This window comes from Kineothrix sp. MSJ-39 (genome assembly GCF_018917935.1).
GTDB lineage: Bacteria > Bacillota > Clostridia > Lachnospirales > Lachnospiraceae > CAG-194.
In genome coordinates, this window is the sequence record NZ_JAHLPN010000004.1 from 77,545 (window position 1) to 98,597 (window position 21,053).

The 21,053-nt window shown below is 43.2% G+C and carries 21 protein-coding genes; 1 reads left to right on the forward strand and 20 read right to left on the reverse strand.

All coding sequences use genetic code 11. From position 1 onward, the window contains the following. Window position 1 precedes the first annotated feature (1 nt). The 18 genes from KQI22_RS04300 to sufC form a co-directional block, all read right to left on the reverse strand. Complete coding sequence (locus KQI22_RS04300) at window positions 2-706, reverse strand: isoprenyl transferase (RefSeq protein WP_216550855.1); 705 nt, start codon at window positions 704-706, stop codon at window positions 2-4. After that, window positions 706-1,257 (reverse strand): ribosome recycling factor, encoded by a 552-nt coding sequence (gene frr / locus KQI22_RS04305; protein WP_022005381.1) that lies wholly within the window; start codon window positions 1,255-1,257, stop codon window positions 706-708. The genes KQI22_RS04300 and frr overlap by 1 nt, the downstream gene beginning before the upstream one ends. Window positions 1,258-1,278: 21 nt before the next feature. After that, a complete protein-coding gene (gene pyrH, locus KQI22_RS04310) occupies window positions 1,279-1,974 on the reverse strand; it encodes a UMP kinase (protein ID WP_022005382.1) in 696 nt (231 codons plus the stop codon). Between the two features lie 30 nt (window positions 1,975-2,004). Beyond that, window positions 2,005-3,105 (reverse strand): polymer-forming cytoskeletal protein, encoded by a 1,101-nt coding sequence (locus KQI22_RS13795; RefSeq protein WP_253293505.1) that lies wholly within the window; start codon window positions 3,103-3,105, stop codon window positions 2,005-2,007. A 35-nt stretch (window positions 3,106-3,140) separates the two neighbouring features. Continuing rightward, a complete protein-coding gene (locus KQI22_RS04320) occupies window positions 3,141-4,088 on the reverse strand; it encodes a polysaccharide deacetylase family protein (RefSeq protein ID WP_216550856.1) in 948 nt (315 codons plus the stop codon). 190 nt (window positions 4,089-4,278) lie between these two features. Further along, the gene (locus KQI22_RS04325) at window positions 4,279-5,451 is read right to left on the reverse strand and encodes a MalY/PatB family protein (protein WP_216550857.1); all 1,173 of its coding nucleotides are present in this window, start codon (window positions 5,449-5,451) and stop codon (window positions 4,279-4,281) included. A 51-nt stretch (window positions 5,452-5,502) separates the two neighbouring features. Beyond that, window positions 5,503-6,876, reverse strand: coding sequence for an MATE family efflux transporter (locus KQI22_RS04330; RefSeq protein WP_216550858.1), 1,374 nt, complete (start codon window positions 6,874-6,876; stop codon window positions 5,503-5,505). 38 nt (window positions 6,877-6,914) lie between these two features. Then, the gene (locus KQI22_RS04335; protein ID WP_216550859.1) at window positions 6,915-7,754 is read right to left on the reverse strand and encodes a DUF3737 family protein; all 840 of its coding nucleotides are present in this window, start codon (window positions 7,752-7,754) and stop codon (window positions 6,915-6,917) included. A 105-nt stretch (window positions 7,755-7,859) separates the two neighbouring features. After that, window positions 7,860-8,474, reverse strand: a complete 615-nt coding sequence (locus tag KQI22_RS04340) for a YbhB/YbcL family Raf kinase inhibitor-like protein (RefSeq protein WP_216550860.1) — start codon at window positions 8,472-8,474, stop codon at window positions 7,860-7,862. A gap of 7 nt (window positions 8,475-8,481) precedes the next feature. Next, a complete protein-coding gene (locus tag KQI22_RS04345; protein WP_216550861.1) occupies window positions 8,482-9,426 on the reverse strand; it encodes an NERD domain-containing protein in 945 nt (314 codons plus the stop codon). A 33-nt stretch (window positions 9,427-9,459) separates the two neighbouring features. Then, window positions 9,460-12,192, reverse strand: a complete 2,733-nt coding sequence (locus KQI22_RS04350) for an AAA domain-containing protein (RefSeq protein ID WP_216550862.1) — start codon at window positions 12,190-12,192, stop codon at window positions 9,460-9,462. A 497-nt stretch (window positions 12,193-12,689) separates the two neighbouring features. After that, a complete protein-coding gene (locus tag KQI22_RS04355) occupies window positions 12,690-13,391 on the reverse strand; it encodes a methylated-DNA--[protein]-cysteine S-methyltransferase (protein ID WP_216550917.1) in 702 nt (233 codons plus the stop codon). Between the two features lie 235 nt (window positions 13,392-13,626). Continuing rightward, a complete protein-coding gene (locus KQI22_RS04360) occupies window positions 13,627-14,184 on the reverse strand; it encodes a hypothetical protein (RefSeq protein ID WP_216550863.1) in 558 nt (185 codons plus the stop codon). Between the two features lie 368 nt (window positions 14,185-14,552). Continuing rightward, entirely contained in the window at window positions 14,553-14,990 is a 438-nt protein-coding gene (sufU, locus tag KQI22_RS04365) for a Fe-S cluster assembly sulfur transfer protein SufU (RefSeq protein WP_216550864.1), read from the reverse strand. After that, a complete protein-coding gene (locus KQI22_RS04370) occupies window positions 14,980-16,194 on the reverse strand; it encodes an aminotransferase class V-fold PLP-dependent enzyme (RefSeq protein WP_216550865.1) in 1,215 nt (404 codons plus the stop codon). Before KQI22_RS04370 ends, sufU begins: the two co-directional genes overlap by 11 nt. Further along, on the reverse strand, window positions 16,184-17,302 hold the full coding sequence (locus KQI22_RS04375) for a SufB/SufD family protein (protein ID WP_216550866.1): 1,119 nt from the start codon (window positions 17,300-17,302) through the stop codon (window positions 16,184-16,186). Before KQI22_RS04375 ends, KQI22_RS04370 begins: the two co-directional genes overlap by 11 nt. Window positions 17,303-17,332: 30 nt before the next feature. Beyond that, window positions 17,333-18,739, reverse strand: a complete 1,407-nt coding sequence (gene sufB / locus KQI22_RS04380; protein WP_216550867.1) for a Fe-S cluster assembly protein SufB — start codon at window positions 18,737-18,739, stop codon at window positions 17,333-17,335. Between the two features lie 5 nt (window positions 18,740-18,744). Further along, a complete protein-coding gene (gene sufC / locus KQI22_RS04385) occupies window positions 18,745-19,518 on the reverse strand; it encodes a Fe-S cluster assembly ATPase SufC (protein WP_216550918.1) in 774 nt (257 codons plus the stop codon). Window positions 19,519-19,873: 355 nt separating this feature from the next. Between sufC and KQI22_RS04390 the strand changes: the two genes are divergently transcribed. Continuing rightward, window positions 19,874-20,272, forward strand: coding sequence for an RrF2 family transcriptional regulator (locus KQI22_RS04390; RefSeq protein ID WP_216550868.1), 399 nt, complete (start codon window positions 19,874-19,876; stop codon window positions 20,270-20,272). A gap of 124 nt (window positions 20,273-20,396) precedes the next feature. Here the strand turns inward: KQI22_RS04390 and KQI22_RS04395 are convergent, their stop codons facing one another. Both KQI22_RS04395 and KQI22_RS04400 read right to left on the reverse strand, forming a co-directional pair. After that, a complete protein-coding gene (locus KQI22_RS04395) occupies window positions 20,397-20,564 on the reverse strand; it encodes a hypothetical protein (RefSeq protein ID WP_216550869.1) in 168 nt (55 codons plus the stop codon). Further along, complete coding sequence (locus tag KQI22_RS04400) at window positions 20,557-21,030, reverse strand: pyridoxamine 5'-phosphate oxidase family protein (RefSeq protein WP_216550870.1); 474 nt, start codon at window positions 21,028-21,030, stop codon at window positions 20,557-20,559. The genes KQI22_RS04395 and KQI22_RS04400 overlap by 8 nt, the downstream gene beginning before the upstream one ends. Window positions 21,031-21,053: the final 23 nt, after the last annotated feature.

Here is a 21,053-nt window from a genome sequence, read left to right on the forward strand (position 1 = left end):
ATTACTCCTCCTTTACAAGCCCGAATCTGCGATCCCGCTGATTGTAGGCTGCGATCGCTTCCTCCAGTTCCTTTTTGCCGAAAGCCGGCCACGGAACCGGTGTGAAATAAAGCTCCGTATAGGCAAGCTGCCAGATCAGGAAATTGGAAATCCTCTGTTCTCCGCTTGTACGGATCATCAGATCCGGTTCAGGGATCCCTTTGGTATCCAGATAATCGGCAAACTTTTCGATCGTCATATCCTCCGGCTGAAGCCCCTTCTGGGTATCTGCCATTACCTTGCGGACTGCACGAACGATCTCATCCTGCCCGCCGTAATTTAAAGCAATCTGGAAATTCAGACCGTCATAGTCTTTCGTTGCTTCCTCAAGCTCAGCGATCCGCTTCTGGATATCCGGTGCAAGCCCCGTCTTATCTCCCAGTACACGGACACGCATATTATTTTTTGCTGCGGTTTTCAGACAGGTCTTCATATAATTATGCAGAAGCTTCATCAGTGCATCCACTTCATCCTTCGGTCTGTTCCAGTTTTCCGTGGAAAATGCATAAACCGTCAGATATTTCACACCAAGATCATATGCTGCAGCACAGACCGTTTCCACATTCTTGCTGCCCTGCACATGTCCGTAATTACGTGGCATGCCCTTGCTCTTTGCCCATCTGCCGTTTCCATCCAATATAATGGCGATATGATTTGGTACACTCATTATACAGTCATGATCTCCTTTGACTTCTCTTCTACCATACCATCAATTTCTTTGATGAATTTATCGGTAACTTTCTGTAACTGTTCTTCTAACATCTTGATCTCGTCTTCGGAAACATCTTCCTTTGCCAGCTTCTTGAAGGAGTCATTTCCGTCTCTTCTGGAATTGCGGACTGCAACCTTGCTTTCCTCGCCTTTTTTCTTCACTTCTTTTACAAGATCCTTACGGCGTTCCTCGGTAAGCTCCGGGAATACCAGACGGATCACAGAACCATCGTTGGATGGTGTAATGCCGACATCGGAACATAAAATTGCTTTTTCGATCTCTTTGATCAGGGATTTTTCCCATGGTGCGATCTGGATCATTCTCGGTTCCGGAACTGTGATATTACCAACCTGCTGCAGCGGGGTCGGTGTTCCGTAGTAATCTACCTTGATCTTATCGAGTACATGCGGATTGGCTCTTCCTGCACGGATCGTCATAAAATCCTCTCCTAAAAAGTCAACTGTCTTCTGCATTTTTTCTTCAAATGTTTTTACTCTTGCATCCATTTTTATATATCCTCCCTTATTCTATACTGTTACCTTTGTTCCGTTAAATTTACCGTTCATGGTATTGACAATGCTGTTTTCTTCATTCAGACCGAATACCCACATCGGCATTTTGTTATCTCTTGCCAGAATGGAAGCTGTCATATCAACAACCTGCAGATTCTGTGCAACCACGTCATCAATGGAAACCTCATCATATTTCTTTGCATTCGGATTTTTATGCGGATCATCATCGTACACACCGTCGATCGCTTTTGCCAGCAGGATCACATCTGCCTCTACTTCAATGGCACGCAGTACAACACCTGTATCTGTTGAGAAATAAGGATGTCCTGTACCACCTGCGAAAAATACTACCATATTCTTGGAAAAATATTTATTGGCACGATCCTTGGAAAACAGCTTTGTAAAGGAACCGCATTCAAACGGAGTCAGGATCGCTGTCATCATACCGACACTTCTGAAGATCTCCGATACATAAATACAGTTCATGACAGTTGCCAGCATTCCGATCTGATCTGCCTTTGTTCTGTCGATGTTCTCACTGGAACGTCCACGCCAGAAATTACCGCCGCCGATCACAATACCGACCTGTACGCCGTCATCGACAAGCTGCTTTACCTGCAGTGCCACACCACGTACTGTCTCCTCGTCAAAACCGGTCTTTTTTTCTCCTGCAAGCGCTTCACCGCTCAGCTTCAGCATTACTCTTTTCATTGTTTTTCTCCTATCACTTTGTCCCTTGGTTTATTTTGCGATCAGATCATTAAAGAAATCTGTCGGATTTACTTCTGCGTAGCACTGGCTGCACATACCTTCGATCACCGCACCGTTGTTGATCTGGACGGATTTGGATTTGATATTACCCATCACGATGGCAGATGCATCTAAGATAACCGGGCCCTTCACATCAATATCACCCTTGACAGCACCTGCGATCACTGCACTGGAAGCTGCCACATTACCGATCACAACGGAATTCTGTCCGATCTTGACTGTGCCTTCCGCAACGATCATGCCTGTGATATGTGCACCGTCTGCAAATACTTCTGCAGCTTTGGAATCTCCTTCGATCGTACCGGAAACATTTAACTTGCCGAGCAGTTCGACTTTTCCTTTTACCTTACCGAGAATATCCACATTGCCTTTTGCACTGATATCACCGTTTAATGTCATACCTGCTGTGATGATCGCTGTTTCGTCTAATACTTCTGTATCTTCTAAACTCATTTTCTGTTCTTCCATTGCTTTTCCTACCTCTTTTTCCAATTCTGATTCTTCTTTTTCTGTATGCTGTCCCAGATCCATATGCATGAGCATTTCTTCCGGTGTCTGCATCTGTCTCTCTGCAAAATCGTCTTCTTCCTCATCTGCATCCGGCTTTACAATACCTGCAATGCTCTGCATCTGCTCAGCTGCTGCCTTCTGTGGCATCACTGCCTCCGGCTCTTCATCCGCTTCCTCTGCAGCTTCTGTTTCTTCTGCAGGTTCTGCCGCCTCAACTTCTTCCCCCTGCACAGTTTCCGGTTCCTGTGCCTCGGCATTCTGCTTTTTGGCTTCATCTTCCGATTCCGCTTCAGCAGTCTGGCTGGTCTGCTCTGCCTCCGACTCTGCTGTTTCTTCTGCAGTCTCTGCTGTTTCTTCTGCTGCCTCTGTTTCCTGCTTTCCGGCTTCTTCTGTATCAGAATTTCCGACTTCTGCAGCCAGCGCTTCCTGCACTTCCTTCAGCGCATCATCCAGTGCCTTATCTTCGTCTTCTTTTTTACTTTCCTGTCCTGCCTCTTCTTCCGGCAAAAGTTCATTGACCGCCTGAGACAGGTCTTCTTTCAGTTCCTGAAAAAAACCCATTTTTTCTCCTCCGTTTATTATTACTGCTGCGCAGTTTATTGTTGTATTTTCAGATGCTGTACCAGTTCCATGTCATCACTGACCGGCAAAAGAACAGTATCTTCCATTGCCTGTATGCCTTCAATGATCGCAGGAAGCGCTTCCACTGTTGCATTTTTATTTGCCGCATCATGCAGAAGGACAACTGCGGTCTGATGCTTGCCTACGCCTGTCAGCACATTATCCACAAGTGTCTGTGCTTTTATCTTTTTGTTGGTCGCATCACCGCTTGCCACATTCCAGTCCAGATAATAGATATCCTGCTGCTGCATATACGCCGCAAGCTCACGCATATCCACCGTACTGACCTGATTGGAGCTTCCGCCCGGAAATCTGTAAAAATGCGACCACACACCGGTCGTATCATATAAGAAATCCTGCAATTTGGACAGATCCTCTTCAAAGGCTTCCTCCGAAGCATAGATTTCATCATATTTGTGGCTGTAGGAATGCATACCAAGTGTATGCCCTTCCGCTACGATCCGCTGATACATTGCCTGGTACCTCTCCTGCGGCTTTCCGGTCACAAAAAAAGTGGCTTTCACATCATACTGCTTTAAAATATCCAGTATGGCATCTGTATTACTGCTCGGTCCATCATCAAATGTCAGATAAACCTTTCTCTTCTGTCCATCGTCCGGTTCCGTTTCTTCTGTCTGCCATTTTGCAAGGCTGCTATCTGCCTGCATCCCATCTGCCTGCTGCCCGGCATCTGTATCTGCATTTGCCGGATCTGCCTGTTCAGGTGCTATAGTGCCTTCCCTTTGCTGCGATGCGATCTGCCGCTGCATCTGGTCCAGCTCTTTCTGCAGTCTGTCCACCTTGATGAACAACAAAATACATAACAGGATCGGAATCAGAATCCCCAAAAGTAAATACGCTACTATCAGCCTTTTCATGGAAGAAATCCGGCTGCGTCTCTTTTCCTCTTCACTTTTTGGCATACCAAGACTCCATTCTTTGCATATTCGATTTATTCTATCATAATTTTTATCTGAAATCCAGCGTTATAGATACAAATTGGCGGAGCGTATTTGTGTAATAGGAACGAAGTTTTCTATTACACAAATAAAGCTTATCCTTGCAGCCTTTTCCTTATGGCTGCTCAGATAAGCTTTTCTGCTTCTTTATCCCTTATTTTGTTTTTTCAAAAAGCTGTATACCATGGGCAAGACGCGTAAGCCCGTCTTTCACTGCTGCATGCGGGCATGCGATGTTCATACGCAAAAAGAGGTTTCCGTTTCCGTGGTAGCTGCTGCCCTTGGACAGATACAGTCCTGTTTCTTTCCGCAGGAATTCCTGCAGATGATCCGTATCATCCGTTACCTTGGAGCAATCCAGCCAGAGCAGATAAGTCGCTGTATTTTCCACCAGATGTATCTGCGGCAGTTTGTCCGCCAGAAAGGCTGCAACCATATCCCTGCTTTCTTTTAAGTAGCTCCGCAGGCTGTCAAGCCATGCATCCCCCTCTGAAAAAGCCGCGATCGTGCCTGCCATGGCAAATGCATTCGGCTCTGCCACTTCATCGGAATTCAGTCCCCGGTTCATCTTTTCCCGGATCGCTTCATCCGGTATCATGACTGCTGCCGACTGCAGCCCCGCTATATTAAAGGTCTTACTCGGTGCAAGACAGGTAATGCTGTTATACTTACAGTCGTCCGATACGGAAGCAAACGGCACATATTCATAGCCGGGCATCGTCAGATCACAGTGGATCTCGTCCGCTACAACCAGTACATGATGCTTTTTGCAAAGTGCACCGACTCTGGCAAGTTCTTCTTTGCTCCAGATCTTTCCTGCCGGATTCTGCGGATTGCACAAAAGCAGCAGCGTTGTCTGCGGATGTGCCAGTTTTTTCTCCAGATCCGCAAAGTCCATCTTGTATTGTCCGTTCTCATAAAGGAGACGGTTTTCCAGTACATGTCTGCCATGATTTTCAACACAGTTATAGAAAATATTGTAGACCGGCGTCTGCACAACAACGTTATCTCCTACATTTGTCATGCGCTTGACCGCCACATCGATTGCCGGGATCACGCCCGTACAAAAGATCAGCCAGTCCTCCTGCATTTGAAAACGATGTCTTCTCTGCCACCAGCCGCAAATTGCCTGATTCCACTCCTGTGGAACAACAGAATAGCCAAAGATACCATGCTCTGCCCGCCTGATCAAAGCTTCCTTGATGCAAGGTGCTGTTTCAAAATCCATATCTGCAACCCACATCGGGAGTTCTCCCTCTTTGATATCCCATTTATAAGAGAAGGTGTTTCTTCTGTCTGTTATCTGATCAAAATGAAATGCTTCCATTTTCCTTCCTTTCCACTGCTTGCAGTTTTTATAATGCTTTCGTACCACTTGTTACAATTTTTTCAAAAGGCGGATCAGCATGAGGATTCCTCTGCAGATCAGTTCCAGACACATGGCGATCCATACGCCCGTCAGCCCAAACGGCTTTGCAAGGATCCAGGAAAGTGGGATCCGCACAAGCCAAAGGCTGATAAAATTCAAAATACTTGGGATCATCGTATCCCCTGCCCCGCGCAATGCGCCTGACGCCACAATAGAAGCCGCATACATCGGTTCCGCAAAAACTTCGATCCGAAGCACCTTTGTTCCAAGTGCCTGTACCGCCGGATCCGGGGAAAGCGACATCATCATGAGCGGTGCCAGAAAATACATCAGTATGCCTGTCACTGTCATAACACCGATCCCGATCCACGCCGTCATCCTTGAAAAATGATGTACCAGATTTTTGCGTCCCGCGCCTGTACTCTGTCCTACCAGTGTTGCTGCTGCCTCACCGATTCCATAGCCCGGCATATAACACAGACTTTCCGCCGTTACCGCAAAAGAGTTTGCCGCCAGTGCGATCGAACCGAGCGGAGCCACGATCCCTGTCGTCACGATCATGGCAAGGCAGACAACAAATCGTTCAAATGTCACAGGAAGTGATAAAGTGATCGCCTTTTTCTGGCATTCTGCCGACAGATGAAAGCCTTCTTCCTTCCGGATATGCAGAATCGGACTTTTCACACAGGCAAAATATAACATGATGCTTGCAATGATCAGCTCCGATACGCCCGTGCCAAGTGCTGCACCTGCCACGCCCAGTCTGCAGCCGTAAATAAACAGTGCATTAAACAAAACATCCAATACACACAGCAGTGAATTTAAAATGCCGGGCACCTTCATATTACCGCTGCTCTGCAGCATACTGCCTGCGAGCACATTCAGTCCCGAACACGGCAGAAAACAGACGTAGATCAGAAAATAATGCCCTGCATCCTTTAAAATGGCAGGTTCTCCGCCAAGCCAGCCCGGCAGAAAGCTGCTGATAGAAATGCCCAGCACAGCCAGAAATACGGAAATACACGAAATGGTAAAAAGTGCCTGCTTCAGGACATCTCTTGCCGCCTCGAGCTTATTGGCGCCGATCAACTGCGCCGCCTGTACGGCAAATCCGACTGAAAAAGAATGGCAGACACCACCAAAAAGCCATGTTGTCGATGCAACAAGACCGATCGCCGCTGCTGCCCCCGAGCCGAGCCGTCCCACCATGGATGCATCGATATACTGCATTGCCACAGAAGTAAGCTGTGCCATGATCGCCGGGAGCGAAAGCTGGATCACCAGCAGGATCTGCTGCCTGCTGGAAAGCTCGCGCCCCGTCCGTATATAGGAGATCAGTTCTTCTCTGTTTTCTTTTTTATTACTTACGCTTGCTTGTTTCATGTAACTGGTAGTCTTTCTTTTCTACTATAAATTACCTGTTAGTCTTCGGTAATAATATCTGTATTTTCTTTCTTGACATCCGGGTTATCGAAAATGATCTCGTCAATGTGTTTTGCACGGATTTTTCCGGAGATCGGATTTTTCACGCTATCGATCTTAGAGTCGATCTGTGCATCTACGGTTGCATATTCAAATGCCAGATTGGTGTTCAACAGCTTACAGTTTTCCATCTTCAGATTTTCCATGTAACACATGCCCTGCTCGCTCTCGATCGTGCAGTTGATCAGTGTGACATTTTTGGCATTCCAGCCCAGATATTCGCCTGATATAAAGGAGTCATATACTGTTACATTCTCACAGTTCCAGAAAGCATCCTTTGACAGCATTCTGGCATTGCGGATCGTCAGATTCTTTGCGCCGTCAAAGCTGTAATTGCCGACCAGTGTAAAGTTTTCGATCTCCATATCGGAGCTTCCCATTGCAAAATAATCGCCCTTGGCGGTTACATTCTGCATCTTTACCTGACTGCAGTTCCAGAGTGTCTCTGCCGCATTCGGGAAATTGATATCCTTGAGCACGACATCCTTGCAGCGTCTGAAGCCCTTTGGTGCCTGATAGGTGATATCTTCCATCGAAATATGGTCTGTATACCAGATACCGGCTCTTGCCATTTCAAACATGGTAGAATGCTTTACCTCTACGTTCCGGCAATACCACAGTGGATATTTCCACTGGAACAGACAATTTTCTATTTTTAGATTTTTACTTTCTTTGAGCGGTGATTCACCGTCTGCAAAGGTACAATAGGAAAGCTCCAAATCCCTGCTCTGAAATAAAGCACGCTCTCCTACAAATTTTTGTTGTGTATACTGATTCATGTTCTTCCACTCACTTTCTTCTTATAGCATATCCGGATTTCGATTATCCTGTTCTTTTTTATCACGACTTTTGCCACCTGTCAAGGTAAAGTCAGGTTTAGGTATCTATTTTGTATAAGTACCGGTCAATTTACCATAGGCGGCTATATTTCCACTCGCTCCTGCATCATCTGCATTCAGTTCCTGTGCAATCCTGTCAATACCATCACACACTGTATTGACTTTTCCTGCATAGTCTGTCTTTGCCTGCTTTAATGCAAACACATACACTTCATAGGAATGAGTTCCGGCAGGTGGATACGGTCCGATATAACCGATGTCACTTGTCCCCTTATTGATCGATGTGATCTCCCCCTGCGCCAGTTCTTCTTTGGTCAGAGTACCTGAGATCAGATGTATCCAGTTATTTCCATCCGGGTCTATCATATAGATCACGTATGCCTGAGCATTTCCTGCTTTCTCCCAGCTTAGCTGCGGCGAAAGATTCCTGCCCCGATCCGTATTGGCAATACTGTCATCCCATATGCCATTTTGCAGATTTTCACTTGTTACGGTCAGCTCGTCTATTCCTGCCCAATCGAATGTGGAGTCTGTATTCCGTTGCTTATGGCTAACTGCCATTGTCAGCACTATTGCCAGTAATACCAATAATAATAGCACCAGACAAAGTGTTCCTATTATAAATATCCTGTTCTTACTCTTCTTATGTTCCTTTTTCATATAAGATTCACGCTTCCATATTTCTTATGTATTTACATTTTGGAAATGCTTTGCATCCATAAAACTGTTTACCCACATTCGGTCCCTTTTGTGCGGTTCTAAGAACAAGCTCTGCTCCACACTTCGGGCAACGCAGTTCTTCCTGCTTTGATTTGATCTTTTCTGTTTCTTGTTCCTTATCCTTTTTCTTCTCCAAATATGCTTCCTGTGCCAGAAGATCAAATTTTGCAAAATAGTCTTTCTTACTTTCCATATTCATATCTAACAGCCTCTGGGCAACCTGTTGCATCTGTTTCAAACTGGAGGATGGCTCTTTGGATTCAGCATTCATTCTTTTTATCGTTGCCACTAATTGATCTGCACGTATTACCTGTTCTTTTATTTCTTTTTTCGCATATCTGTCATTTACAATAGTCTTAGGATTCGCAAGAACAACAAGTGGTTTATAAAAAGTTTTGGTTCCCCATTGTTTTAGCAAGCCCATAAAAGCTCCCGCATTTTCTACTCTGCATTGGTTCAAAACAGTAAGATGTCTTTCATTTTGCGTAATCGGAGAATAAATACCTTCCTTGACTCGTTTACCGCCATACTCAAATGTCCTGATAAAAGCTCCACTGTTATTGATTTCAATATTACCAAATAGGTTTTTACATTCTATAACATATATCAGTTTTGCTGTCACAACAATAAAATCTATTTGTGCACTTAAGCCATTCTCCATTTCAATATAAATATCATGTAAGACTACCATATCTATCCCACTGTTTTTCAGTTCAAAGACAATATTATCTTCTCCTGCAATTCCGGCTTTTGTAATAGCTATTTCTTTCTGTAATTTTGTATTCAGTTCCCCACTTGTTTGTGGCAACAGTTTCTCCAGTCTTTCCAAATATGCTCTCGCATCACTTGCTTCCTTTAAAATAATCTGTTCCGGTTTTGAAAAAAATCCCATGTACTGCCTCCTTACCATTTGTTAAAATAGCTTTCATTCCTTATAAATTTTGCTCAACAACGCTATGATTTTTTCTTTTTCTCCGCTCCCATTGGTTTTCAGTCTCAACAATGGAATTTTATACAGTTCCATTATATGGTCTTTCAACAAATCCCTTGCTGCTTGTAAAGTATCTTTTTTATGATACTCATATCCATCCACTTCTATCGCTAATATAGGTGTTTTGCCAATTCTATTGTATATCAGGAAATCTAAATGAGTTGCTGGATTCATTGCATAACGACACTCCTGATCATCCAATAACACAGGATCTTTAATCAGCATATTCAGTGGAAAATGACATACCACATCCAAACTCGCATATTTATTATCGGATATAATTTCTCTGATCAGAGTATATACCAGATTTTCAGAATCGTATTCCGATACTTTTTTATATTTCTGCAAATATGCCATTCTTTCTTCTGTATACTGCTTGTATAAATAGTCAAAGACTGAATAGATCCTGCTTTCAACTACATCAAAGTTATTGTACTGAATATAATTTATCAAGTCTGTTATATTACGTTCTTTTGATTGTTCATTTCCTGTTACCACCAAAAGCAATCTTTTCTTTGCTCTTGACACAGCGACATTAATCAAGTATGGATCATCTGTAAAATCAGATATCTCATCATCTACAGTAGATATGATAATATTTTCCTTTTCTTTTCCCTGAAATTTATGCACTGTAGCAATATCAATATCATTAATTTCCCTGTTCAATGCCTCTACCTGATTTTTATATGGGGCTATAATTCCAGTTTCTTTTGGATCCAGATCGTATTTAGGGATAATATCATTTTTTATAACATCTATCTGTCGTTGGCTGTAATGGCTTCTTTCATGATTTCCTTTGGTTGTTTTAACTACGGATAAAACATCTTTTTCCCCCTCATCTTTTGTCATAATAATCAATTCACCACGATAAAATTTCTGATTACAAAAATTAATAATTTTAGGATGACATCTATAATGCTCCCGTAGCATTACCTGTGTTACATTTGGCATAATATCAAGAATAGATTGTAAGAAGCTTTTTGTGTATTGATATCCTTCATTTATATGAAATGTATCAAAAATGGCTTTTGCCCTGTCTTTTACATCATCTTTAATAACATTCGGAAGCTGCTTTGTATCACCAACAATAACAGCGTTTCTCGCACAGGAAAGTGCCAGTGCTCCGGTCGCGACATCTACCTGTGATGCCTCATCCATGATCAGATAATCATATACAATATCTGTGTTCAAACTATTTCTGGATGAAAATGTTGTACTTAGTATAACTGGATATTCAAACAGAACATCATACGGATTCTTCCACAAATCATCCAGACTAAATAATTTTCTTTGGTTGCACCCTTCATACTTTCTAGCCAAATGATCTTTTAACAAAATCATTGACTGCTCGCATAACTCATTAAGCAAATTCTTATTAACACCCTTTAAATAGTTTTCAATATCTGCAATTTCTTCAGATAATTCTGCCAGCCTTGCTGCATAATACATAGCCTGAAAGGATGTAATCATTTTTGCTATAGGCTGTTTGTAGAAATTCCAATTGCTTGATCTATATTTCAAAAATATTTTTATCTTCACCCAAAAACTTGTTGCATTTTTCTTTTCTGCCAGCATCTGACATTCTTGCCATAATTCCATCCAATGCTTAGAAAATAATTTTTTTCTGAATTTTATATTACTGGTATCTACATCAGATTCATCAACATATTGATCAAAATATTTCTGCTCTGTGACTAACTGAGAAAGTTCCTGTCTTAAATATGCCAGTTTTTCCTGCTTTTCAAATACAGTTTTCAACTGCTCAGACTGCTCCGCTATTTTCTGTTTTATATCTCTTGGTTTTTTATCTGTTTTCCATGATGAGAAATCCGGATAATCAGTCTTTTGATGTTCAATAAACCATTCTTTATTCTTAGAATTTCCTAACGCAGCTACAATAAAACCTAAATTGTATTTCGATGCAGATAATTTTTCATATACATTTTCAGTTGCCGAATTATTATTTGACACTATCTGTACTGTTTTTCCCTGTAACAATATATTTGCAATGATATTTAATATAGTCTGTGTCTTTCCTGTCCCTGGAGGTCCTTGTATAACACTGATCTGATTTTCCATAGCATTTTTGACTGCTTTATACTGACTACTATTACAACCAAATGGAAAAATTGGAGTATAATGATACTTACTCTTCTTATTCTTTCCTGAAGCTGGATTTAAATATTTAGCTAATGCTACATCGTTACCCACAAAAGAGATTTTGTCAATTTGTTTTGATAATAATTTTTCGCCCGTATCATCATTTTTGATTGCACACAAACCTGAGATTTGTTTTATATATTCAAATACATTTGCTGCCTGACTTTGGTTAAGACATGATTCTATGATATGTAAATCATCTTGTCTGTAATCTCTCTCACTACCGTCCCCAAAGCAAATGTGCCAATATGATTCTAATCCATTTTTAAATACATATATTGCACTGATATCAAAAAACTCTCTTCCCTCTCTACCAATGTGGTACATATTCGGATTTAATACAGTAGGATCTGTCAATTTTTTCACATTAGGATATGCATAAGAGTATACTTTCCCATTATTGAATTTTATATCCCATTTCTGAATTTCTCTATTGTAAATACATGACCTTATCTCAGATGTTTTTATTTCATCCTTAATGAGAATCATATACGCTCTTGTATTCATCTATTCCCTCCCCTTTTCTATTTCTGTCTCCAATGAAATGAAATCCTTGTGGCTATTTTTATTGTTCGCCCACATTTAATACTTTTTCCAATTTTGGACGACACCCATTTGTACGCTTTTTCAGTTTTTCGCCCTTTTTTCTTTTCTTTATCAATTTTGTATGAAATAAGTGTGAATTTCTCTAGCTACATGCACAGGATTTTCTGTTATGAGAAGCATCTTGTGTTATTTTTCGCCCTATAATCTGATTTTCTCTTATATTGTACGAATAACAGACTTTCAGCAAAATTAGTATTCATACTTAATTACTTCCCTTCTTCATTTTGGACGAATTTTTTCATACTAAGGATTTATACTTCATACTAAAATTGATGTTTTTCCGGTACTGGATGAATTTCTGCAATTATCTTTTCATTTTCACCAATATTCCATATCTCCTCAGCAGTCTCATCCCCAATATAATTCCCATATCTGGCAAATTCTCTTCTCTAAGGGCTTTATCTCTGCTTCTCAAAGTCTATCCTGCCATCTACAACCCTGATCCCATACTTCTCCAGATTGACTCTGCCATCCACAACCTTGATCCCATACTTCTCCAAATCGACTCTGCCATCCACAACTTCAATCCCGTCTGCGCGAAGGCGGTCTGCTTGTGCATTCTCTCCGCCGAATGCAAAAGCACCTGCAAGCTCCCCTTTGGCATTTACAATGCGATAGCACGGGGTAAGTTCCGGGTCGGGATTTTTATGCAGTGCATTGCCAACCGCCCTGCACATCTTTTTATCTCCTGCCAGCTCTGCGATCTGCCCATAGGTTGCAACTTTCCCCTTAGGCACCTGCCTGACCGCTTCATAGATCCGCTTTGTAGGGCTGTCTGTGACCAGATCATAGCTTTCCGCGATCATCCGTTTGATCTCTTCTGCCGGAATACTGCCGTCCACAATGATCGTATTCCAGTGTTCTTTATTTAAATGATAGCCGGGGATAACCGCAGCATATGCATTTCTCCAGAAGTCACGCCATTCCGGCTTTACTTTCACATTCAGATTTAAAAAGCCATCTTTTTCATACGTCCAGAGAAAGGCCTTTTTGCTTCCCTTCACCCGGACAAGCTGCCAGTTCGGATCGTGAAACGGCGCTTCCTGATAAGCAGCTGGAAAAGACAGTCCATATTCTAATACTGCCTGCCTCGTCAGCATATCCGTTGTGTTTCTTGTCGCTTTTGCTTCTTTCATATCCTTTTCATTCCTTCTCCTGATTTCTTTATCGACCCTTCTACTATGTTCCTGGCAGGTTGTACATATCATTTAACTTTTCCTCTACTATTTTCCTGTCAGGTTGTACATACCACTTGAATTTTCCTCTATTCGTTTCCTGCCCGCTTCTATAACATTTATCGATTCCGATCTATTGCTATATTTCTTCCGTCTCCTCTTACAACTGACTGAATAAAGCTGTGATACCGCCACCGATCCACAGCAGTACTTTTATCACCAACGAAACCAGCAAAAGCCACAGCAGGATCCCGCCAATCCAGGCGGCCTTTTTGGTAAGCGACTGCAAACCGCCTTTACTGCCTTCAATGATCGTGATCGGTAACCCATAGTCAACCTGCTCAAAATATTGCCGATAAGAAAGAAGCTGCTGCTCGGTCATGCCATCTTCTAACTGCATTTTCCAAGCATCCAGCTTCTTTTCGTATTCTTCAAATTCCTGCAGCCGTTTCTGAAGTGCCAGTATTTCATGATTGATATTACTGATCTGATACTTGTTTTTCAGAAAAGCTGCGAAATCCCTGTTATGATAGACCAGATATAAAAAAGATCCTTTTACAAGTTTATAGCAGACAACCGGCAGAACGATCGTATACCCTGCGATCAGTATAAACAGACCGATAGTTGCTACGATTGAAAGTGCCAGACCGCCTGCCAGCATAAAAACGGCTTCCAGCGGCACCAGTAATACAAGTGCCGCTAAAATACCACCATACATCCTAAGTTCAAAGATATCGTCCCCTTTTCTTTTACGTGCTGCCGCAAGCTGGCTCTCCAGCTTTCCCTTTTCAAAAAGAAACTGCTCTTCATATTGCGAATACCAATATGCCGCATCCGTATCATACCATTATTTGTACGTATCTAACTTCATTATTTTTAGGTATTGCGAATACCAATATGCCGCATCCGTATCATACAGAGACTTTGTTTTATTCCACATATATCCTCCATAGTTAGCCGCTGTCAACTTTTCTATGCCATAACGGCATTTCACATCTATATACCGCAGCGCTATAACCGTGTGTCCTATCTTCCTGTTACAGCATATCATATGCATACTATGAAAAGCAAATATGTGCAGACTTTTTACGCTTCTGTCTTGCCTTCCAGCATATTCTCCAGTGTATGCCAGCCAAGTACCGCACATTTGACACGGGCAGGCATATGGGAAATATCGGCAAGTGCACCAGCTTCTTCCAAAAGCTCCATTTCCTCGTCTGTGGCTTCTCCCTTAATCATATGCAGAAAACTTTCCTTTAATTTTTCCGCTTCCTCCACCTCTCTGCCGATGATCAGATCCAGCATAATATCAGCGGAAGCCTGCGAAATCGCACAGCCATCACCGGTAAAGGAACCGTCTACGATCTTTCCGTCCTCCACCTTGAGATTTAAAATGATGTCATCGCCACAACTTGGATTCACACCTTCCAGCTGCATATTGGCATCTGCCAGTGCATGCTTGTGCATGGGATGCAGGTTGTGATCTGTTAATATTTCATTGTAAAAGCTTCTGTTATTCTCCATAGCCCATTCTCCTTCTGATCGTCTGCACACTTGTAAGCAGCTTTTCTATGTCTTCTTCCGTATTATAAAAATACATACTGGCGCGAGTGGTTGACATAACGTCAATCTGCTGCATCAGAGGCTGTGCACAGTGATGTCCAGCACGGACTGCAATGCCATCCGCATCCAAAATGCTGCTGACATCATGCGGATGCACGCCATCTATGGTAAAGCTGACAATCCCGCAGTGTTCCTTCGGATCCGGCGATCCCTGAATCTGTACATAGGGCAGCTTCGTGAGTCCTTCCATCAACTGCGTCGTCAGCAAAAGCTCCTGCTTCTGTATATGCTCATAACCGACTTCCTGTAAATACCGGATCGCTGCTGCAAGTGCCCATGCCCCTGCACCATTGACAGTACCTGCTTCAAATTTATGCGGCAGTTCGGCATAAACCACCTTATCTCTTGTCACCGTCTGGATCATTTCTCCACCGGTCAAAAAAGGCGGCATTTCAGAAAGCAGTTCCTTCCTGCCATATAATACGCCGATTCCCATAGGTGCCATCAGTTTATGCCCGGAAAATGCCAAAAAATCCACATCCAGCTTTTGCACATCCACTTCCATATGCGGCGTAGACTGTGCTGCATCCAGTACGACAACAGCTCCGCTTTTCTTTGCCAGTGCGACGATCTTGTCGATCGGTGTCTTGATGCCAAGCACATTGGATACCTGCGTGACTGCGACCAGCTTTGTTTTTTCTGAAAAAGCTGCCTGCAGATCCACATCCGAAATATGTCCCTGCCGGTCACATTCCAGATACTTGACGACCGCACCTGTTTTTTCAGCTACCATACGCCACGGAAGCTGATTGCTATGATGCTCTAATATACTGACGACAATCTCATCGCCTTCCCGCAGATGTGATAAACCGTAGCTATAGGCAACCAGATTCAGACTTTCCGTTGCATTTCTCGTAAAGATGATCTCTTTTGCGGATGCTGCATGAATAAAGTTTGCCACGCATTCCCGCGCCTCCTCATAACGATCCGTCGCCTCTATTCCCAGCGAATACAGACCACGCAAAGGATTTGCATTATATTTTTTGTAAAATTCCATTTCCGCTTCTATGACCACATCGGGACGCTGCGCCGTTGCTGCACTGTCCAGATATACGATCGGATTCTCCCGCAGAAGCGGAAAATCCTGCCTGTAATCACGCTTCATCGCCAGTCACCTCCAAAAGCCAGTTTTCTGCCTGCTCTGCGATTTCCTGTTCTCCGATCCGGTTACAGAGTGCTTCCAGCTTTGCTCTTGCCAACAGATTGCAGGCATCCTCTTCCGAAAGTCCTCTGCTTGCCAGATAAAACAGTACCTCATCCGCCGGTCTTCCGATTGAAGCACCATGGTTTCCTTCTACATCTTCCTCTGCGCATAGGATCAGCGGAACTGTCTGGTTGATGGCATCCTCTCCTAAAATGAGCACATCCTCCATTTCATCTCCCTTTGCGCCTGCGCAGCCCAGCGGAAAGTCAATTGTTCCGCGGAATACTTTCTTAGACGCATCCTGCAGCACACCGCCCACATTCATGCCGCTTTCTGTTTTCTTTCCGATATGCTGCGCCACATAGTTCATATCCAGAAGCTGCTGTTTTTCTCTGTAATAACCGGCGTCAAGCTGCAGATGGCTCTTTTCTCCGGTTAGCGTAGCATAACTTCCTGCCCAGATTTTTTCTGCACCCAGGAACAACTGCACAACTTCTATCTGTGCCTGTTTGCCGCTTTCAGCTCCGATATCATTGAAAAGCTCCATCCGGTTTCCAAGCAGGTCTACCTGCACAAGCCGGATCTTTGCATTTTCTTCTGCCTGCATCAGTGTCCGCAGCACGGCTTTCCCTTCTGCATCCTTTTCGGATCTTACCACTGTCCAGACAGTCACATTTTCTCCTGCTTTCGCATGGATCTTCACATCCTGATAGCTGTTTTTCTGCGATGAATAGTCAAATACAAGAACTGTCTGCACGTCATTTGGGACTGTTTCTTCAGAATGACCTGCTGTCTCCACACAAATATCTGTTGCATCTTCCGGTTTCAGCCTGCTTACTTCTGCTCCCATTCCGGTATGGATTTCTTCCATCTTTTTATACAAAGAGTCTTGCTGCTCTGCTGTCAGTTCTTTTACTACCGGCTTTTCCGCTTTTGGATAGCGGACGGTAACAGCCGGTTTCGTCCAGCCATCAGCCGTCAGATCCTTGATCTCTGCCTGATTGACCGATAGTCTGTTCCAGGTTTTTGCAGGCAGTCTGTTTACGATCATATCTATTTTTTGTTCCATTTCGTTCCTCCTACAATGCCCATTTCCTATTTAGCCTATGCTGCCTTTCATTTCGAGCTGTATCAGGTTATTCATTTCCACCGCATACTCAAGTGGCAGTTCCTTTGATACATTATCTGCAAAGCCGCTGACGATCATTGCTCTCGCATCTTCTTCCGAAAGCCCTCTCGACATCAGATAAAAGACAGCTTCATCACTGATCCGTCCGATCTTTGCCTCATGTCCGATATCCGCATCTGCTGTCCGAATATCCATCGCCGGGATCGTATCGGATCTTGACTTGTCATCCAGCATCAGGGACTGGCAGGAAACAGCCGATTTTGTATTCTTTGCAGACTTTTCTACCTGCACACTGCTTCTGAATGTGCTGACACCGCCATCTTTGGAAATGGATCTTGTACCGATAAAGGAAGAAGTATCTTTCCCGATGTGCACAACCTTTGCTCCCGTGTCCAGATTCTGTCCTTTTCCGGCAAAGGTGATTCCCGTAAATTCCATCCGGGAATGATCCCCTTTCAGGATCGTCATCGGATATAAGTAAGAAACATGGGATCCAAATGAACCGGAAACCCATTCCATCACGCCGCCTTCTTCCACCATGGCGCGTTTGGTATTCAGGTTATACATATTTTTAGACCAGTTTTCAATCGTAGAATAACGCAGTCTGGCGTTTTTCTTTACAAAAAGCTCCACACAGCCCGCATGCAGGTTCGCCACATTATATTTAGGAGCAGAGCAGCCTTCAATAAAGTGCAGATCTGCGCCCTCATCTACAATGATCAGCGTATGTTCAAACTGTCCTGCGCCCGGTGCATTCAGACGGAAATAAGACTGCAACGGGATTTCCACGGAAACACCCGGTGGTACATAGACAAAGGATCCACCTGACCAGACTGCCCCGTGCAGAGCTGCAAATTTATGATCACTCGGTCTTACAAGCTTCATAAAATATTTTCTGACCATATCTGCATATTCGCCTTTTAAGGCACTTTCCATATCCGTATACACAACGCCCTGCGCTGCCACTTCTTCTCTGACATTATGATAAACAAGCTCGGAATCATACTGCGCACCGACACCTGCCAGCGATTTTCTTTCTGCCTGCGGAATGCCCAGTTTTTCAAACGTATCCTTGATATCCTCCGGTACTTCAGACCATTTTGCACTCATTTTCGTATTCGGACGTACATAGGTTGCAATATGGCTCATGTCCAGTCCGTCAATGGAAGGTCCCCAGTCAGGCACTTTCAGTTCATTATAAATCTGCAATGACTGCAGACGGAACAACGTCATCCAGGCAGGATCGTTCTTTTCCTTTGAGATTTTTTCTACAATGGAAGCATCCAGACCTTCCTGCACACGATATACGTCTTTTTCTTCATTGCGGATATCGTAAATGCTTCTGTCCACATCATCGACATAGGTTTTTTCTTTCATCTGACTTACCTCCCTGTCTCTGATTCCTGTTTTAAAAGATCCAGATATTTTTCAAATCCGTGCTCATTGATCTCGTCAATCAGGGAAGCATCTCCCGTCTTTACAATATGTCCGTCTACCAGAACATGCGTATAATCCACATGTAACGACTCCAAAATCCTTGTGCTGTGCGTGATGATCAGAAGTGCTCCATCTCTTGTCTTCTGGTATTCCTCCACACCTTTTGAAACAGTACGCACTGCATCCACATCAAGTCCGGAATCCGTCTCATCCAGAATTGCCAGCTCCGGTCTGAGCATCAGCATCTGCAAAATCTCTGTTTTCTTTTTTTCACCGCCGGAAAATCCTACATTCAGATCACGTTCTGCATAAGATGGATCCATCTGCAGCAGCTCCATTTCCTTCTGCAGCTCCTTCTTAAAATCCCAAAGACGGATTCTGCTGCCACGTCTCTTTTCCACTGCGTTTCTGATAAAGGAGCTTAAAGAAAGTCCCGGAACCTCCAAAGGATTCTGGAAGGATAAAAAGATACCGTCCTTGGCTCTCTTGTCTGCCCCGTCCTCATTGATCCGATTTCCATGAAACAGGATATCCCCTTTCGTTACATCATATTTCGGATTGCCCATCAGCGCATAACCAAGTGTTGATTTTCCTGCACCGTTAGGTCCCATTAAAACATGGGTTTCTCCTTTTCCGATTTCTAAATTTATATCATGCAGAATTTCCTTATCCTCTACACGAACTGATATACCGTTTACCTGCAAAAGTTTGTCTGCCATTTTCTGATCCACACCTTTCATTTTATTCAACCCACCTGTTTGGTAGGCAATTAAACTATAGTATGTTACTAAGGTTTTGTCAACTCTTGCAGTGCATTTCCATAGCAAATGCACTGCTAAATAACCTGCGATAGCAGGTTATAGACTTCCTACACTTCTCATATAGTCCGCAAGGCAAATATGGGACCAAATAACCTGCGTAGCAGGTTATAGCCCACCTATATTCTTCTAATCAACCTGCGTAGCAAATGCACTGCAAGTTCCAAATAACCTGCGCAGCAGGTTATAGTTTATGTTATAATGAGGTTGTAGCAATAGTATTTTACTCTAAAGACGGAAAAAGGACGGATTTCATATGCTGATCTCAACCCGGGGACGATATGCACTCTATGTGCTGATTGATCTTGCTCATCATGAAAACGAAGGATATGTGCCACTGAAAGAAATTGCCGAACGGCAGCACATTTCCAAGAAATATATGGAAGGGATTTTAAAGATCCTGGTAGAACACGACCTGCTGGAGGGCGTGAAAGGAAAAGGCGGCGGTTATCGTCTGACAAAGCCTGCAGCGGACTATACGTTAGGAGAAATTCTTCGCCTGACGGAAGGCGACCTGACTTCTGTATCCTGCACTTCCTTATCTACCGGCCCATGTGCCAATATTGCCACCTGTCCCACACATCCTGTCTGGCAGAAGCTGGATGCGATCATCAATGACTATCTGGATGGTGTCACACTGGCACAGCTTTTGTAAGCACCTATGTACTCGAAAATCCTGCTGCTATCGCAGCACCCGCGCTTCGCGCTCCATGATTTTCTCGTTGTACGTTCGGGAGAAACCAAATACATGCTTCGCATATGCTTGGTTTCCTTCCTCACTACAAAAAGAATACCCCGGGATCAGAAATGATCCCGGGGATTTGTGTTGTGTTGTAAATTATTTTAAAAATTACATTTTCATCCATAAAATTTCCTGTGATGTCGCCAGAAGGCACCCGATAAACACAGTTTTTTTCACGTACTTCTCCATCTTTTCTTTTAAACATAATATTTTCCGGTCTTTTCACAAACAGAAAGTTTCATGACTGCAGTTCCTTTTAACATATTGAATGGGATTTCTTTCCCACTTAAATGAGGTGTATACTTCTGAATAATTGCCGATAATGCAACTTTCTTTTCATCCATATCCTCAACAAGCTGTGCTGTCCCCCGAATTATAACACTTGCATAAGCAGTATTGGTATCACATGGTTTTTCTTCCTTGTCAATCAGCAATCCCTGCATTTCATAAACATTAAAGCAAATATTATGGTTTCTTTGTATATTTTCAATTTTCTGTCCGGCAGGCAGTCCATGAATATAAATGAGATTATCGCAAAAAACATAATGCACTGGCACGTTGTAGGGTGTTCCATCCGGATTGACAGTTGCCAGAGTACCTGTCAGGCAATTCAATAATAAATGCTCCATTTCCCCGTCCGTTAATTGGTGCGTTTTCATTCTGTGCTGCATGAGCAAATCCTCCTTTCGAATCA

Excerpts from the sequence above, each read along its gene's own strand:
- KQI22_RS04300 (WP_216550855.1), bottom strand. The coding sequence starts at position 706 with ATGAGTGTACCAAATCATATCGCCATTATATTGGATGGAAACGGCAGA.
- frr (WP_022005381.1), bottom strand. The coding sequence starts at position 1,257 with ATGGATGCAAGAGTAAAAACATTTGAAGAAAAAATGCAGAAGACAGTT.
- pyrH (WP_022005382.1), bottom strand. The coding sequence starts at position 1,974 with ATGAAAAGAGTAATGCTGAAGCTGAGCGGTGAAGCGCTTGCAGGAGAA.
- KQI22_RS13795 (WP_253293505.1), bottom strand. The coding sequence starts at position 3,105 with ATGGGTTTTTTTCAGGAACTGAAAGAAGACCTGTCTCAGGCGGTCAAT.
- KQI22_RS04320 (WP_216550856.1), bottom strand. The coding sequence starts at position 4,088 with ATGCCAAAAAGTGAAGAGGAAAAGAGACGCAGCCGGATTTCTTCCATG.
- KQI22_RS04325 (WP_216550857.1), bottom strand. The coding sequence starts at position 5,451 with ATGGAAGCATTTCATTTTGATCAGATAACAGACAGAAGAAACACCTTC.
- KQI22_RS04330 (WP_216550858.1), bottom strand. The coding sequence starts at position 6,876 with ATGAAACAAGCAAGCGTAAGTAATAAAAAAGAAAACAGAGAAGAACTG.
- KQI22_RS04335 (WP_216550859.1), bottom strand. The coding sequence starts at position 7,754 with ATGAATCAGTATACACAACAAAAATTTGTAGGAGAGCGTGCTTTATTT.
- KQI22_RS04340 (WP_216550860.1), bottom strand. The coding sequence starts at position 8,474 with ATGAAAAAGGAACATAAGAAGAGTAAGAACAGGATATTTATAATAGGA.
- KQI22_RS04345 (WP_216550861.1), bottom strand. The coding sequence starts at position 9,426 with ATGGGATTTTTTTCAAAACCGGAACAGATTATTTTAAAGGAAGCAAGT.
- KQI22_RS04350 (WP_216550862.1), bottom strand. The coding sequence starts at position 12,192 with ATGAATACAAGAGCGTATATGATTCTCATTAAGGATGAAATAAAAACA.
- KQI22_RS04355 (WP_216550917.1), bottom strand. The coding sequence starts at position 13,391 with ATGCTGACGAGGCAGGCAGTATTAGAATATGGACTGTCTTTTCCAGCT.
- KQI22_RS04360 (WP_216550863.1), bottom strand. The coding sequence starts at position 14,184 with ATGTATGGTGGTATTTTAGCGGCACTTGTATTACTGGTGCCGCTGGAA.
- sufU (WP_216550864.1), bottom strand. The coding sequence starts at position 14,990 with ATGGAGAATAACAGAAGCTTTTACAATGAAATATTAACAGATCACAAC.
- KQI22_RS04370 (WP_216550865.1), bottom strand. The coding sequence starts at position 16,194 with ATGAAGCGTGATTACAGGCAGGATTTTCCGCTTCTGCGGGAGAATCCG.
- KQI22_RS04375 (WP_216550866.1), bottom strand. The coding sequence starts at position 17,302 with ATGGAACAAAAAATAGATATGATCGTAAACAGACTGCCTGCAAAAACC.
- sufB (WP_216550867.1), bottom strand. The coding sequence starts at position 18,739 with ATGAAAGAAAAAACCTATGTCGATGATGTGGACAGAAGCATTTACGAT.
- sufC (WP_216550918.1), bottom strand. The coding sequence starts at position 19,518 with ATGGCAGACAAACTTTTGCAGGTAAACGGTATATCAGTTCGTGTAGAG.
- KQI22_RS04390 (WP_216550868.1), top strand. The coding sequence starts at position 19,874 with ATGCTGATCTCAACCCGGGGACGATATGCACTCTATGTGCTGATTGAT.
- KQI22_RS04395 (WP_216550869.1), bottom strand. The coding sequence starts at position 20,564 with ATGTTTAAAAGAAAAGATGGAGAAGTACGTGAAAAAAACTGTGTTTAT.
- KQI22_RS04400 (WP_216550870.1), bottom strand. The coding sequence starts at position 21,030 with ATGCAGCACAGAATGAAAACGCACCAATTAACGGACGGGGAAATGGAG.